This is a genomic window from Haematobacter massiliensis (assembly GCF_000740795.1).
Classification (GTDB): Bacteria; Pseudomonadota; Alphaproteobacteria; order Rhodobacterales; family Rhodobacteraceae; genus Haematobacter; species Haematobacter massiliensis.
The window spans coordinates 20,213-33,438 of sequence record NZ_JGYG01000012.1; the positions used below are offsets into that span (position 1 = coordinate 20,213).

At 65.0% G+C, this 13,226-nt stretch carries 15 protein-coding genes; 7 read left to right on the forward strand and 8 right to left on the reverse strand.

Annotated elements, in window-relative coordinates; genetic code table 11:
* Positions 1-228, forward strand: a complete 228-nt coding sequence (locus CN97_RS15605) for a DUF1150 family protein (protein WP_035713304.1) — start codon at positions 1-3, stop codon at positions 226-228.
* A gap of 74 nt (positions 229-302) precedes the next feature.
* On the opposite strand, the gene CN97_RS15610 is transcribed toward CN97_RS15605, so the two are convergent.
* The 3 genes from CN97_RS15610 to trxB all read right to left on the reverse strand — a co-directional run bounded on the left by CN97_RS15610 (position 303) and on the right by trxB (position 4,029).
* On the reverse strand, positions 303-719 hold the full coding sequence (locus CN97_RS15610; protein ID WP_051911308.1) for a response regulator: 417 nt from the start codon (positions 717-719) through the stop codon (positions 303-305).
* A 316-nt stretch (positions 720-1,035) separates the two neighbouring features.
* Positions 1,036-2,781, reverse strand: a complete 1,746-nt coding sequence (locus tag CN97_RS15615; protein ID WP_051911309.1) for a bifunctional sulfate adenylyltransferase/adenylylsulfate kinase — start codon at positions 2,779-2,781, stop codon at positions 1,036-1,038.
* A gap of 204 nt (positions 2,782-2,985) precedes the next feature.
* On the reverse strand, positions 2,986-4,029 hold the full coding sequence (gene trxB / locus CN97_RS15620; protein WP_084684200.1) for a thioredoxin-disulfide reductase: 1,044 nt from the start codon (positions 4,027-4,029) through the stop codon (positions 2,986-2,988).
* Positions 4,030-4,232: 203 nt separating this feature from the next.
* Here trxB and CN97_RS15625 point away from each other — a divergent pair, with 203 nt between their 5' ends.
* Positions 4,233-4,733, forward strand: a complete 501-nt coding sequence (locus CN97_RS15625; RefSeq protein WP_035713307.1) for an Lrp/AsnC family transcriptional regulator — start codon at positions 4,233-4,235, stop codon at positions 4,731-4,733.
* Between the two features lie 67 nt (positions 4,734-4,800).
* On the opposite strand, the gene pgeF is transcribed toward CN97_RS15625, so the two are convergent.
* From pgeF to lgt, 3 genes are read right to left on the reverse strand one after another with little or no spacing between them, the layout of a single operon-like run.
* Positions 4,801-5,556 (reverse strand): peptidoglycan editing factor PgeF, encoded by a 756-nt coding sequence (gene pgeF / locus CN97_RS15630; protein ID WP_035713310.1) that lies wholly within the window; start codon positions 5,554-5,556, stop codon positions 4,801-4,803.
* Positions 5,553-6,617 (reverse strand): class I SAM-dependent methyltransferase, encoded by a 1,065-nt coding sequence (locus tag CN97_RS15635; RefSeq protein WP_035713312.1) that lies wholly within the window; start codon positions 6,615-6,617, stop codon positions 5,553-5,555. Before CN97_RS15635 ends, pgeF begins: the two co-directional genes overlap by 4 nt.
* Entirely contained in the window at positions 6,614-7,498 is an 885-nt protein-coding gene (gene lgt, locus CN97_RS15640) for a prolipoprotein diacylglyceryl transferase (RefSeq protein WP_035713315.1), read from the reverse strand. The genes CN97_RS15635 and lgt overlap by 4 nt, the downstream gene beginning before the upstream one ends.
* Before the next feature lie 160 nt (positions 7,499-7,658).
* On the opposite strand from lgt, the gene CN97_RS15645 reads away from it, so the two are divergent.
* The 4 genes from CN97_RS15645 (at position 7,659) to CN97_RS15660 (ending at position 10,449) form a co-directional block, all read left to right on the forward strand.
* Complete coding sequence (locus CN97_RS15645; protein WP_051911310.1) at positions 7,659-7,961, forward strand: accessory factor UbiK family protein; 303 nt, start codon at positions 7,659-7,661, stop codon at positions 7,959-7,961.
* Between the two features lie 788 nt (positions 7,962-8,749).
* Entirely contained in the window at positions 8,750-9,253 is a 504-nt protein-coding gene (locus CN97_RS15650; RefSeq protein ID WP_035713317.1) for a type III secretion system chaperone family protein, read from the forward strand.
* A 33-nt stretch (positions 9,254-9,286) separates the two neighbouring features.
* A complete protein-coding gene (gene proC, locus CN97_RS15655; protein WP_035713320.1) occupies positions 9,287-10,099 on the forward strand; it encodes a pyrroline-5-carboxylate reductase in 813 nt (270 codons plus the stop codon).
* The gene (locus tag CN97_RS15660) at positions 10,096-10,449 is read left to right on the forward strand and encodes a tRNA-binding protein (RefSeq protein ID WP_035713322.1); all 354 of its coding nucleotides are present in this window, start codon (positions 10,096-10,098) and stop codon (positions 10,447-10,449) included. Before proC ends, CN97_RS15660 begins: the two co-directional genes overlap by 4 nt.
* Before the next feature lie 102 nt (positions 10,450-10,551).
* Here the strand turns inward: CN97_RS15660 and CN97_RS15665 are convergent, their stop codons facing one another.
* Entirely contained in the window at positions 10,552-11,541 is a 990-nt protein-coding gene (locus CN97_RS15665; RefSeq protein ID WP_248700104.1) for a TAXI family TRAP transporter solute-binding subunit, read from the reverse strand.
* A gap of 131 nt (positions 11,542-11,672) precedes the next feature.
* Entirely contained in the window at positions 11,673-11,978 is a 306-nt protein-coding gene (locus CN97_RS15670; protein WP_035713327.1) for a DUF6476 family protein, read from the reverse strand.
* Between CN97_RS15670 and CN97_RS15675 the strand changes: the two genes are divergently transcribed.
* On the forward strand, positions 11,977-13,026 hold the full coding sequence (locus CN97_RS15675) for an RluA family pseudouridine synthase (protein WP_035713330.1): 1,050 nt from the start codon (positions 11,977-11,979) through the stop codon (positions 13,024-13,026). The two genes, CN97_RS15670 and CN97_RS15675, sit on opposite strands and share 2 nt — an antisense overlap.
* Positions 13,027-13,226 lie beyond the last annotated feature (200 nt).

The window sequence follows — 13,226 nt, forward strand, 5'->3', positions numbered from 1 at the left end:
ATGGACGCGGAATTTGAACTTTCCCAAGCTGGCGCGGAGCGCATCGTCTATGTCCGCCCGGTAGAAGTGTCCGATCTGCCTGAAATCGTTCAGGAGCAGGCACTGGGAGCAAAGCAGTTGTATGCGCTTTACGATGAGGACGGAGAGCGTCTCGCGCTCGTTCGGGATCGTCGGATCGCCTTTGCTCTGGCGCGGGAGAACAATCTGGCTCCGGTGAGCGTTCACTGAGATTGCAGCGATAGCGAAGAATTACAGTGGCCCCCGGTGAGCATCCGGGGGCCACTGTCATTATGCTGTCCTTTTCAGTGTCCGGTGGAGCCGGAGGATACTTCTCCATCACTTTCGAGCAACGCGGCGAGAGCGAGGGCAACGTTCTCCGGCTGGGTTGGTTTCGCGCAGACAGCGGCACCCTTGTATCGGCTTATCAGCTCACTCGAATTGTTCCGACCGGTATGAAAAACGATGGGAACGTGCCGACGAGCGAGACCATCGGCCAGCGGGAAGACTGCCTCCCCCGCCAGATCGACGTCAAGGATGGCGCCGTCGATCTGCTCCTGACCGAGCACTTCGAGCGCACGTCTCAGCCGGTGACAGGGGCCGATCACGCTCGCCCCCATGTCCTCCATTACGAAAGTGAGGTCGAGCGCCAATATGGCCTCATCCTCAACGATCAGAATATTCTTTCCACTCAGCATTTTGCCACTAATCGCGCTGCTCATCGCGACCCTTTCCTTGTGCCGTCTTTATGTGTCCAAAGACGATCACGAAATTTCTCTGGCCGAGCGATTCCGGGGTTTCAGCGGGCACGATCCGACCTTGTTCGATGTTCTAATGGGTCAGTGACGCCATTTGATTTCGTTTGGAACGCCAAAATGGGCCGGAGGGTTCCCGCGACGGTTCCGGAAAACCGACGATCCGCAGCGAACTATGAGTAATTTGAGGGACTGCGGCCGCGATGCCACATCCGCGCGGCAGAAACCATACGGGCGGCGCCGATAAGGCGCCGCCCGTGGTCAGACACCCGACTTCGGGTGGTCAGTGCCGGATGAGGCCCAGGGCCGTAAGTTTTTCGAGAATTTGCGAGGCGCAGTCGGCGACGTTCTGACCTTCGGTCTCGATCCTCAGGTCGGGCGATGCAGGTACTTCATAGGGGTCGGAAATGCCGGTGAACTCCGCGATCTTCCCGGCGCGGGCAAGTTGATAGAGACCTTTCCGATCCCGCCGTTCACATTCCTCCAGGCTGGTCGAGACATGAACCTCCAGAAATGTGCCATGCGATTCGACCATCTCCCGCACCGCCTGCCGGGTGGCGGCATAGGGCGCGATGGGGGCGCAGACAGCGATCCCGCCGTTCTTGGCGATCTCTGCGGCTACAAACCCGATGCGGCGGATGTTGATGTCCCGATGCTCGCGCGAGAAACCCAGTTCCGACGACAGATGCTTGCGCACCAGATCACCGTCCAGCAAGGTCACCTGCCGCCCGCCGATTTCCATCAGCTTGACCAGCAGCGCGTTTGCGATCGTCGATTTTCCCGAGCCGGAAAGACCCGTCATGAACACCACGAAGCCCTGCTTCGACCGGGGCGGAGAGGTCCGGCGCAGTTCCGTCACGACGGAGGGGAAGGAGAACCAGTCCGGTATTTCCTGTCCCTCGCGCAGACGACGGCGAAGTTCGGTGCCGGAGATATTGAGGATGGTTGCGCCATCCTCCACCTCGTCACGGGGCTCATACTGGCCGCGCTCCGCCACATAGACCATCTGACGGAAATCGACGAGCGTCACGCCGATCTCGTCCGCATGCGTGCGAAACAGGTCCTGCGCGGCATAGGGATCGTAGAAATCCTCCCCTTTGCCGTTCTTGCCCGGCCCTGCGTGATCGCGGCCGACGATGAAATGCGTGCAGCCATGATTGCGGCGGATCAGGCCATGCCACACCGCTTCCCGCGGACCACCCATGCGCATGGCAAGGTTCAGGAGGCTGAGTTCCGTGCTCTCCGTCGGATACTGGTCGAGCACCGCCTCATAGCAGCGCACACGGGTGAAATGGTCGATGTCGCCCGGCTTGGTCATGCCGACGACGGGGTGGATCAGCAGGTTCGCCCCGGCTTCCCGTGCGGCGCGGAAGGTCAGCTCCTGATGCGCGCGGTGCAGCGGGTTGCGCGTCTGGAAGGCCACGACGCGGTTCCAGCCGCGCTCCCGGAACAGGGCGCGGAGTTCGTTGGGCGACTTGCGCCGAGCCTGGAAATCGTAATGAACGGGAGCCTGCAGGCCGGTAATCCGCCCGCCAAGATAGACCTCGCCTGCAGTATCGTGGAGATAGGCGACAGCCGGGTGCGAGGGGTCGTTCGCGCCGAAGACATGCTCTGCCTCCCGCACCTTGTCGGGCGACCATTTGTCGTTGACGGTGAGGATGGCAAGGATCACGCCCTCCGCATCGCGGAGCGCGATTTCCGTTCCTTGCGCGACATTGGCCGCAAAGGCCGTGGACACATCCAGCGTCACTGGCATCGGCCAGAGCTGACCATCCGCCAGACGCATCGTCTCCACCACGCTGTCATAATCGGCGCGGTCCAGAAAGCCCTCCAGCGGCGCGAAGCCGCCGTTCATCAGAAGCTCCAGATCGCAGAGTTGTCGCGGCGTCAGATCCCAGGACAGAAGACCCGCGGCATGGGCTTTCAACGCCGGGACATCCTCGGGAGCGGCGTAAAGCTCCCGGATCGGCGAATGGGTATCCTGATAGGCAATTTGCGCGACGGAGGCGTCTGCGACGAGATCTTTCATGCTGGCCCTCGGCTTTCTTCGCCACGGAGAAACCGCAGCGTGCCGGGGCTTTAGAGCCGCGCTACCCTTCCGATCAAGCTTGGACAGGCGGGTATGACGACGAAAAGGCGGATGATCCGCCTTTTCCATCCGGGTCGGGAGAAAAATTTTCTCAAAACCCGAAATGCACAACGCTGTTTTTGGACCAATCGTCCTGCGCAGCCGTCACTCTGCCGGTCGGGCGACTCTGCCCGACGCCTGCATCACATCCGCAGGCATGTCATTGGAGATCATGGAGACCCCGAGGTCCGGGGTGACCGGCTCCGCTTCGCCCTGCTGTGCGAGCCAGCGCTCCGCATCGAGCGCGGCCATGCAGCCCATGCCGGCCGAGGTCACCGCCTGCCGATAGGTGTGGTCCGTCAGGTCGCCCGCGGCGAAGACGCCGGGGATGGAGGTCTGCGTGGTGCCCGGCTCCACCCACACATAGCCGCCCGAATGCAGGCGGAGCTGATCCCTTACCAGTTCGGAGGCCGGATGATGGCCGATCGCGACGAAGAAGCCGTCGCAGGCCACCGTCTGTTCCTCCCCTGTTTCCGCATCACGCAGCCGGACACCGGTCACGCCCAGCGGGTCCGTGGTGCCGAGGATCTCCTCCACCTCCCGGTTCCAGAGCACCTCCACCTTCGGATTGGCGAAAAGGCGGTTCTGCATGATCCGCTCCGCCCGGAGAGAATCGCGGCGGTGGACGAGGGTGACCTTGCTGGCGAAGTTCGTCAGGAACAGCGCCTCCTCCACGGCGGTATTACCACCACCGATCACCACCACGTGTTTGCCGCGGTAGAAGAAGCCATCGCAGGTCGCGCAGGCAGAGACGCCGAAGCCCTTGAACCTCTCCTCGGACGGCAGGCCGAGCCATTTCGCCTGCGCGCCGGTGGCGAGGATCACGGCATCGGCGGTGAAGGCCTGCCCGCTGTCGGTTTCCGCGCGGAACGGGCGCGAGCGGAGGTCGAGCCGCGACACCATGTCCGGGATCACTTCTGCGCCCATCTCGCGCGCGTGGTCGCCCATGCGGAGCATGAGATCCGGCCCCATCACCGCGATATCGCCGGGCCAGTTCTCCACATCCGTGGTGATGGTGAGCTGGCCGCCGGGTTGCAGCCCCTCAATCACCACAGGTTCCAGCATGGCCCGCGCCGCATAGATCGCGGCGGTATAGCCGGCGGGGCCGGAGCCGATGATCAGGACACGGGTATGACGGGTGTCGGCCATGGGGATCTCCATCTTTGTCGGATAGGGGATATAAGCGTTCAGGGCGCGCGACGGAAGCCGCCGCGCGGCAGGAGAGTGACGCAGCGCGAACGTTGCCCGGAAGGCTTGCCCTGTCGGCCATAGGGGAATACATCCCCACCGGCGCCGGGCAACAATCTTGCCCCGGCCTCCCCTTTTACGCATCAGATGGAGCGGAGCCGCCAATGGCAGGCGAGAAACTCGACCAGATCGACCGGATGATTCTCGCGGAGCTGCAGGCCGACGGGCGGATGACCAACGTGGAGCTTGCGCGCCGGGTCGGCATTTCTGCGCCGCCCTGCCTGCGCCGCGTGCGCTCGCTCGAGGAACAGGGCTATATCCGCGGCTACCATGCCGAGGTGGATGGCCAGATGCTGGGCTTCGAGGTGCAGGTCTTCGCCATGGTGCGCCTGACGAGCCAGGCCGAGAAGGATCTGCAGTCCTTCGAGCGTCAGTGTCAGGATTGGCCGCTCGTACGCGAATGCCACATGCTGAACGGCGAGATCGACTTCATCCTGAAATGCGTGGCTCCCGATCTGACGAGTTTTCAGCGCTTCCTGACCGGTGATCTGACCGCCGCGCCGAACGTGGCCAGCGTCAAGACATCCCTGGTCATCCGGGGAGCCAAGGACGAACCGGGCGTACCCTTCGAGGTGCTGGAGGAGCGGCTGAAGCGGCTGGCTTGAGGCGGTCTCGCGTGAAGCGGGTGGCCTGAGGAGGCACCGACGCGAACCGGCTTGGGTGGAAGAAGCCCTACAACCGGATGGCGGAGAGAAGGCGGCCATAGTCTGCCTCTCCCGCATGGACGGTACGGCGGTAGGAGAAGAACCGCTCCGGGTCCGAATAGGTGCAATGCCCTGTCCATTCCGCCGCCCCGATTCCCGCTTCGCGGAGACGATGAAGGCCGAAGGCGGGAAGATCGAACATCATCCTGTCTCCCTTTCCCTGAGCAAAGAACCGGGAATAGGTGCGATCCTCATCCGTGAAAGTGTAGAAGAACTCCGGCCCTACTTCGTAGGCGCGCTGGCTGATCGTGGGGCCGATGACGGCGACCGTATCCGCGCGCCGGGCGCCCAGCGTCTCCATCCGGTCGAGCACGGTTTCCAGCACACCCTCAAGCGCGCCGCGCCAACCCGCATGGGCCGCGCCGATCACGCCAGCCTTCTGATCCGCGAACAGCACCGGCTCACAATCTGCGGTAAGGATGCCGAGAGCGAGGCCCGGCGTTCGGGTTACCATGCCATCGGCGCGGAGCGGCGTCTCCGGCGGTGCCTCCAGGACGACGACATCGGGAGAATGCACCTGGGCGAGCGTCACCAGCGACTGCACCGGCAGTTCCAGTGCCTTGGCGGCGCGCGCCCGGTTGATTGCGACAACTTCCGCCATATCGCTGGAGCCGGGGCCGCAGTTCAGCCCGTGGAATATGCCGGATGACGCACCTCCCTTCCGGGTGAAGAACCCGTGTTTCAGCGGGGCGAGGGCAGGAGAGGTGATCGGGTCGAGCGTCATGCGGTAAATCCGGGGGGCAGGGGGGCGGACTGGGGATAAAGGGCGAGAGCTTTGAACACAGTTCCCATCGCATTGGCCGCGGTCAAGCGCTCCGTTGCCGCCTCATGGCTGAGGAGGGTATCTCCGCTCATCCGCTGCGCGAGTTGCCGGGCGCGCGCACGGAGGCCGAGCCGCTCCAGGAAGACGCCTTGCTCGACCATCCCGGTTGCACGCGCAGGTGGCGCGGCACGGGCCACAGCCTCGAAATCCACATGCGCCGTCAGGTCTGCCAGACCGGGTTCCGAGAGCGGGTTGGTGAAGCGGTGGTTGCGCACGGCCTGAAGCGTGTCCCCCCGCGAATGCCAGCCGCCATAGTCCACGAAAAGGGCAGTGCCGCCGTGGCGGGCGAGCCGCGCGCCGACCTCCCCCACCACGGTGCGCAGGCCCGGACAGAGTTCGACGATATCGCCGGGCCGCGTGTCCGTGATCCGGTCAGCCAGCAGCGAGACGGGCACGGGTGGGGAGAGAGCAAAGGCGAGCTTGCCGCCCTCTTCCGTCACCATCACCTCCTGCCATCCCGTGGCATGGCGGTGGAACTGCCGGATGGGGAGAGCATCCAGAAACTCGTTGGCCAGCAGGAAAAGCGGCAGCTCCGGGAGCGTTGCGACACTGTCGTACCACTGCGGCTCATAGCCGGCCAGGGCCGCGCCCTGAGCCGTGCGGAGTGTGGGGGATGCCTCCATCAGACAGATACGCATCGCCTGGTGCAGCCCCGGCACACCCCGGGTCGCGCGAAGGACGTCGGCCATCAGTGTCCCGCGTCCCGGCCCCAGCTCCGCCAGCGCGAAGGGAGCGGGCGCGCCCTGATCCAGCCAGCACTGAGCCAGCCACAGACCCAGCAATTCGCCGAACATCTGGCTGATCTCGGGTGCGGTCACGAAGTCACCGCCCCGCCCGAGAGGGTCGCGGGTGGTATAATAGCCATGGTGCGGGTCGAGCAGGCATTCGGCCATGTAATCGGCAAGCGTGATCGGCCCTGTCCGGGCGATCCTGAGCGCGATCTTCCGGCCGAGCGGCGTCACCTTGCCCGCGCTCGCAGGATGAGCAGCAGGCCCACCGCGATCATCGGCAGCGACAGAAGCTGCCCCATGGAAAGCCCCCAGCCACCGCCGAACTGGACCGCATGACCCAATGGGTTGCCGGGTCCGATGAACTGATGATCCGCCACGCGGACGAATTCCACGATGAACCGCGCGAGTCCGTAGCCCACGGCAAAGACGCCCATCAGCGCTCCCGGCGTCCTGAGCCAGCCCTTGCGCCAGGCGAGCCACAGAAGCAGCGCCCCCAGGATCGCGCCCTCCATCAGCGCTTCGTAGAGCTGCGAGGGGTGACGGGCGCAGGGCAGGCTCCACCCGGGGCAATCCTGCGCTGCAGCGCCGGGAAAGATCACCGCCCAGGGCAGTTCAGAGGGGCGGCCCCAAAGCTCGGCATTGATGAAGTTGGCGATCCGCCCGAGCATCAGCCCCGGTGGCGTCGCAACGGCCAGCGCATCGCCGAGCGACAGCGGCGGCACCTTTTCCTTCAGCGCGAACAGCAGCGCGGCCAGCGTCACGCCGATCAGCCCGCCGTGGAAGGACATACCCCCCTCCCATACGCGCAGGATCTCCGCCGGATGCGCAAGATAATAGCCCGGCTGGTAGAACAGCACGAAGCCAAGCCGTCCGCCAAGCAGGACGCCGAAGATGATCCATGTGAGCAGCCGTTCCACCTGCTCCGCCGTCATCGGTGCGGTGTCGTGGGGCCAGAGGTCGGGCCTGCGGATCAACGCGACGATCATCCGCCATCCGATCAGCAGCCCTGCGATATAGGCAAGGGCGTACCAACGGAGCGCCAAGTTAAAACCACCAATGGTAACGGAGAAGATCTCCGGCGAAATGTCGGGGAAGGGGAGCACGGCCTGCATGAGGGCCTTCCTTCCCGCTTGTCCACGGCAAGTCAAGGTGACGCGCGCGATATGCGTGGCTGCGCCGCAGGATCGGCGCGGGGGCGGGGCTATCTTCGGCGTCCGGCTTGTGCATGGGGCGCACGCGTCCATATAAGAGAAACCTGTCAAGGAGGCCCTGATGCAGACCCGTAACCGCATTTTCGACGATCTGTCGCAGCTCATGACCAACGCCATGGGCGTGGCGCAGGGTGCGCGGTCGGAGGCTGAGACAGCCATGAAGGGCTGGGTCGACCGCTTCCTTGCCGATCGTGATCTCGTGACGCGGGAAGAATTCGACGCCGTTCGCGCCATGGCACAAAAGGCGCGCGAGGAAAACGCCGCGCTCAAGGCGCGGCTCGACGCTCTGGAGGCCCGCTTCGCGGAGGCGGCCCAACGCGCGGAGCCTGAACTCCCTCCGAACGCCGACGCGCCAGACGCCTGAGCGCCGCCGTTGCGGAGGCGGATATTACGCACCCGCGGTGCGTGATCCTGCGTGCATGAGGCGGCGGTTCGGTCCCCCTCCTTGCGAAAGTCATGGCTGGCGAAGGCCCTGCCGATCTCCGGTACTGTGATTGGCATTAACGGTGGCTGTCGGCTGGTCACTCTGCGACCCCGTTCGCCGTTTCAAGGACACATGCCTTCCTGCATCGCGACGTTGGATGATCGGGTCGCCGCCACGTTGTTAGGCGTTCCCTTCCGGCAAAGCGTCAGCAACGGCGCTCGTGCAAGATCGCGCTCGCAGGATGGAAGCCGTTCCGGGCGGGAGTTCTGAAAAGCATTTCAGGCACATCCGGCGGCGGAGATCTTCTACACATTGTCGAGGCGCGTTCGGGAAACCGCAAGTCTCGGTGCGTACCCGGAGCGGTTTGCCGGCCTTGGGCTTAGCCCCGGACCGATGCCCGGCTTTCTGGCCGCCCGACAAGGGCCGGGATGTTTCGGATGCGGCTCCATGACCGCGTCATGGCCCAATGAGCGATTCCCTTTAATTGAGCAGAGTCCGGCGCCTGTCGGGGGGTATTTTTCCTCCCTTCCTCCACCTCTGCCTATCCATAGCCTTACCCACAGGATTTTGCGGTTCATCCACGACTGTCACCGAAATATCGCTTTACAGAATGGGTCATTAACCGCACCATATCTGGTAGAAAGAGTTGGCTCCTCCCGCTCCTTCTTGTCGGACACCCAGCGTCTTGTGGGGTCTTTCCCCCAACGCCAATTCAAAGAGGTCGGGCCATGTCGCTATCCGAGGACTTCATCGACAGCACGGAAATCCACCCGATCGACATCGTGGAAACGCTGGCCGAATACCGCGACTGGGACTTTGAGCGTGTGGCGGAGGATCAGATCGCCATGACGGTGGAGGGGCAGTGGCGGAGCTATTCCATCACCCTCGCCTGGTCGCCGCAGGATGAGGTGCTGCGCCTGCTCTGCACCTTCGAGATGGACCCGCCGGAAGGCCGCTCTGCGGATCTGCATGACCTGCTGAACCTTGTGAACGATCAGTGCTGGACGGGCGCCTTCGCCTATTGGGCGGAGCAACGGCTGATGGTCTGGCGCTACGGGCTCGTGCTGACCGGCGGGCAGGTGGCGGGGCCGGAGCAGATCGACAGGATGATCGCCACGGCCGTGCTGGCGGCAGAGCGCTACTACCCGGCGTTCCAGCTTGTCGGCTGGGGAGACCGCAGCGCGAAGGAAGCCCTTCAGGTCGCCATTGCCGAGGCTTACGGTCGCGCCTAGTCTCTGCGCCGTCTGACGGATGGAGACGGCGGAATGAAGATGGATGAGCTTTCGGCGCGCGGCCTCGTGCTGCTCGGATGCGGAAAGATGGGGTCGGCGATGCTGGAAGGCTGGCTGACTCGTGGGCTGGCGCCAGCAGGGGTGACGGTCATAGACCCGCGCCCCTCCGACTGGCTGAAGAAGACCGGCGTCCATCTTGGCAGCGATCTGCCCCCCGCGCCGGCCATCGTGCTCATCGCCGTGAAGCCGCAGATGATGGCCGAGGCGCTCCCGGTTCTGAAGCCGCTCGGGGAAGGCGAGACCTTGTTCGTCTCCGTCGCTGCGGGCACGCCCATCAGTCATTATGAAAACGTGCTGGGCGGGGCGACGCCGATCATCCGCGCGATGCCGAATACGCCGGCTGCCATCGGACGCGGGATCACCGCCTTGATCGGCAACGGGGCGGCGACAGAGGCTCACCTCGCGCTGGCCGAGAGCCTGCTCTCCGCCGTTGGCGAAACCGTGCGGCTGCAGGAGGAGAGCCAGATGGATGCGGTCACCGCCGTCTCCGGTTCCGGCCCGGCCTATGTGTTCCACCTGATCGAGGCCCTGGCGGCGGCGGGAGAGGCGGAGGGGCTACCCTCCGAGCTTGCCATGCAGCTCGCCACGGCGACCGTTGCGGGCGCAGGCGCGCTGGCTATGGAAAGCGGTGAAACACCGACCCAGCTTCGCATCAATGTCACCAGTCCGAACGGCACCACCGCTGCCGCGCTTCAGGTGCTCATGGATGAGGAAACCGGGTTCCCGCCGCTTCTTCGCCGTGCGGTAAAGGCCGCCGCCGACCGCTCCCGCGAGCTGGCTCGATGAGCGGCGGTCGTGCAGCGGAGATCGGCTGGGAGGATTTCGCGAAGGTGGATATCCGCGTCGGCCGGATCGTCCGGGCCGAGCCCTACCCGGAAGCGCGCAAGCCTGCCATCAAGCTCTGGGTCGATCTTGGGCCGGAGATCGGCGAGAAACGCTCCTCCGCGCAGATCACCGACCATTATACGCCGGACTCGCTGGTGGGCCGCAGGGTGATGGCCGTGGTCAACTTTCCGCCGCGCCAGATCGGCAAGGTGATGTCGGAGGTTCTGGTGCTGGGCGTGCCTGATGGTGCGGGCGGTGTGGTGCTGATCGCCCCCGATCAGGACGTGCCGCTCGGCGGGCGGCTTTACTGAGCTCCGCCGTGGCAGGGTTGCCGATGGCCGGCGCATATCTTTTTGCCCGGCCCTCTTCTCATTGAGCCGCGAAACTCGCGACCGGGAGCAGCGGACCGCCTGCTATTCCAGCAGGCCCGCTTCGCGATAGTACCGCTCCGCTCCCGGGTGGAGCGGGATCTGAAGCATGTCGAGCGCGGTTTCGATGGAGATGTCGACACCCTGTGATGGCCCGTTGTCCAAGGCCGCCCTCGTCTTGTCGTTCCAGAGCGCGCGGGTCAGGGCATAGACCATTTCCTCCGGCTCATCTGCGGTGGTGACCCAGACCGCGCCGAGAGCGAGAGTAGGGATATCCTCCTCGATACCTTCATAGGTCCCGCCGGGAATCACTCCCTCTCCCAGAAAGCCGAGATCGACGGCCAACGCCTCGGCCGGAAACCCCTCCAGAGGAACGAGCGCCAGATGCGTCTTCTCCGCCAGCGTCGCGATGAAGGGCGCAGGGAACCCGCCGACGAAGAAAAAGGCATCCAGATCCCCCGCCGCCACTTGCGCAGCGGCCTCGCGCGCGGCCATGGGCAGGAGCGTGACGGCCTCCCGAGGTACATCCCATGCGGAAAGCACAAGTTGCGCATCGAAGGCCGTTCCGGAGCCGGATTCGCCCGGTGAAACCCGCCGGCCCTTCAGATCCGCTGGAGAACGGATGCCGCTATCGGCACGGGTGACGAGATGGATGCTTTCGCTGTGCAGCGTGGCGATGGCACGAAGATTACCGACTGCCTCCCGCCCGTCCCACAGACCGGTGCCGGTTTCCGCCCAGGTTGCCACGTCGGACTGGACGATGCCGGAATCCGCCTTTCCGCTCGCCAGGGCCTCTATATTCGCGACCGATCCGGTGGAGGTCGTTGCCTCAACGCTTACGCCCGGGACGCCGCAATCCAACGGGTCAGGACAGTCGGCCTCCGCGTTCGGGCCGGAGACGGCGGTGGCGATGGTCTGTCCGATGGGGTAGTAGCTGCCGCCTTCCTCCCCCGTCGTTATGGTGAAGGTGGTTCCCGCACTGGCGATGCCTCCCGCGAGGGTTGCTGCCAGAAGTGCCAGAAGTCCGCGTCGCATGGCCGCCATCCCCGCTTGTCTTTTTTGCCAAGGGAGCAGTCTCCGCCGGGAAACTCAACGCCAAAGATGGCGCGGCGGCGGATCTTCACTGTCGCTTGTGCAGGGGCTCGTGTGCAGGGCTGGTCCCGAGGCTAGTGCCTGATCTCTACCCGTTGCCGCAGGGCACCTGTCGCAAGGTCGAAGATCAGAATCTCGTTCTCCGCCGTCACGACCGCATACCAGTCCGGCCCTTGCGTAAAGGCGATTGGGGTCGTTCCGTCCGGGAGCGTGACCGTCGCCGGCAGAGGTGGCGGTGCCGCGCGGTGCGGCAGGCGGGTGACAAGCAGCGCCACGATCGTTATCACGCCGATAATCAGCGTTGCCGTCAGCACGGTGACCAGCAGTTTCAGAAAACGCAGGCTCGGGGGCAGCGCCTCCGGGGGGGGAGCATCATCCATGTCGGCCTCCAGTTCAGCGCCATCGGGCAGGGTTCTCTCCGTTCTGATCGGAGAGGCTCCGCCCGCGCGTCTTGATAAGGCGCTCGCTCGCGACGTGCCAGAGGGGGAGGCGCTCTCACGCTCCCGCCTTGCGCGGCTCATTGCCGCCGGCGCCGTGCGGCGCGGGGAGGAGGCGCTGACCGATATCTCTGCCCGTGTGGCGGCGGGTGATGAGATCACCATCCTGCTCGACCCGCCCGAGGAGCTGGAAACGCTGCCGGAGGCGATCCCCCTTGTGGTGATCTGGGAGGACGATGACCTGATCGTGGTGGACAAGCCCGCGGGCATGGTCGTCCACCCCGCACCCGGCTCCACTTCGGGGACGCTGGTGAACGCGCTGCTCCACCATTGCGGCGACAGCCTCTCCGGCATCGGGGGGGCGCGGCGGCCGGGCATCGTTCACCGGATCGACAAGGAAACCTCCGGCCTGCTCGTCGTCGCCAAGACCGACCGTGCCCATCACGGCCTTGCCCGGCAGTTCGAGGCCCATACCGTCCACCGGCATTACCGCGCGCTGGTTCATGGTGTTCCCGACGCCGCCGATCCCCGGCTCCGGGGTGTCCGGGGCGTGGGATTTGAGCCGGGGGGCATTCTGCGCATCGTGACCGGTATCGACCGCCACCGCACCGACCGTCAGCGTCAGGCGGTCACCTTCACCGGGGGCCGCCACGCGGTGACCCGCGCGCGTGTAGAGGAGCGCTTTGGCCAGCCGCCCGTCATCGCGCTGATGGACTGCTGGCTGGAAACCGGACGGACCCACCAGATCCGCGTTCATCTGGCCCATGCAGGGCACGGGCTGGTCGGGGACCCGGTCTATGGCGGGCGTCGCAAGGCTTCTGCCCGCGCACTGGGCCCTGAGATCGCAGCGGCAGTCGACGCCTTCCCGCGGCAGGCGCTCCATGCGGCGACGCTGGGATTCACACATCCGGCAACCGGTGAGGATCTCGCCTTCGAATCGCCGCTGCCTGAGGACATGGCGATTTTGGTCGGCCTTCTGCGTGGCGAGTGACGTGTCTGTTGCTCCAGCGGCTCCCCGCGCCTGCAGAGCGCCGCATGGGGAGAATTCTGAATAGAGCAGGGCTGCCGGAGAGACACTTGTCCTGCACCGCCGCCCCGATCCGCAAGCTCATATCGTGAGCAAGGCAGCCTTCGCCACCGACAGTTGGTCACCCGCGCAAGCGGCGCCATATATTCGATGAACCGTGCGGA

Bases quoted from the DNA above. Each gene is read 5' to 3' on its own strand.
- CN97_RS15605 (WP_035713304.1), top strand. From the start codon at position 1: ATGGACGCGGAATTTGAACTTTCCCAAGCTGGCGCGGAGCGCATCGTC.
- CN97_RS15610 (WP_051911308.1), bottom strand. From the start codon at position 719: ATGAGCAGCGCGATTAGTGGCAAAATGCTGAGTGGAAAGAATATTCTG.
- CN97_RS15615 (WP_051911309.1), bottom strand. From the start codon at position 2,781: ATGAAAGATCTCGTCGCAGACGCCTCCGTCGCGCAAATTGCCTATCAG.
- trxB (WP_084684200.1), bottom strand. From the start codon at position 4,029: ATGGCCGACACCCGTCATACCCGTGTCCTGATCATCGGCTCCGGCCCC.
- CN97_RS15625 (WP_035713307.1), top strand. From the start codon at position 4,233: ATGGCAGGCGAGAAACTCGACCAGATCGACCGGATGATTCTCGCGGAG.
- pgeF (WP_035713310.1), bottom strand. From the start codon at position 5,556: ATGACGCTCGACCCGATCACCTCTCCTGCCCTCGCCCCGCTGAAACAC.
- lgt (WP_035713315.1), bottom strand. From the start codon at position 7,498: ATGCAGGCCGTGCTCCCCTTCCCCGACATTTCGCCGGAGATCTTCTCC.
- CN97_RS15645 (WP_051911310.1), top strand. From the start codon at position 7,659: ATGCAGACCCGTAACCGCATTTTCGACGATCTGTCGCAGCTCATGACC.
- CN97_RS15650 (WP_035713317.1), top strand. From the start codon at position 8,750: ATGTCGCTATCCGAGGACTTCATCGACAGCACGGAAATCCACCCGATC.
- proC (WP_035713320.1), top strand. From the start codon at position 9,287: ATGAAGATGGATGAGCTTTCGGCGCGCGGCCTCGTGCTGCTCGGATGC.
- CN97_RS15660 (WP_035713322.1), top strand. From the start codon at position 10,096: ATGAGCGGCGGTCGTGCAGCGGAGATCGGCTGGGAGGATTTCGCGAAG.
- CN97_RS15665 (WP_248700104.1), bottom strand. From the start codon at position 11,541: ATGCGACGCGGACTTCTGGCACTTCTGGCAGCAACCCTCGCGGGAGGC.
- CN97_RS15675 (WP_035713330.1), top strand. From the start codon at position 11,977: ATGTCGGCCTCCAGTTCAGCGCCATCGGGCAGGGTTCTCTCCGTTCTG.
- CN97_RS15670 (WP_035713327.1), bottom strand. From the start codon at position 11,978: ATGGATGATGCTCCCCCCCCGGAGGCGCTGCCCCCGAGCCTGCGTTTT.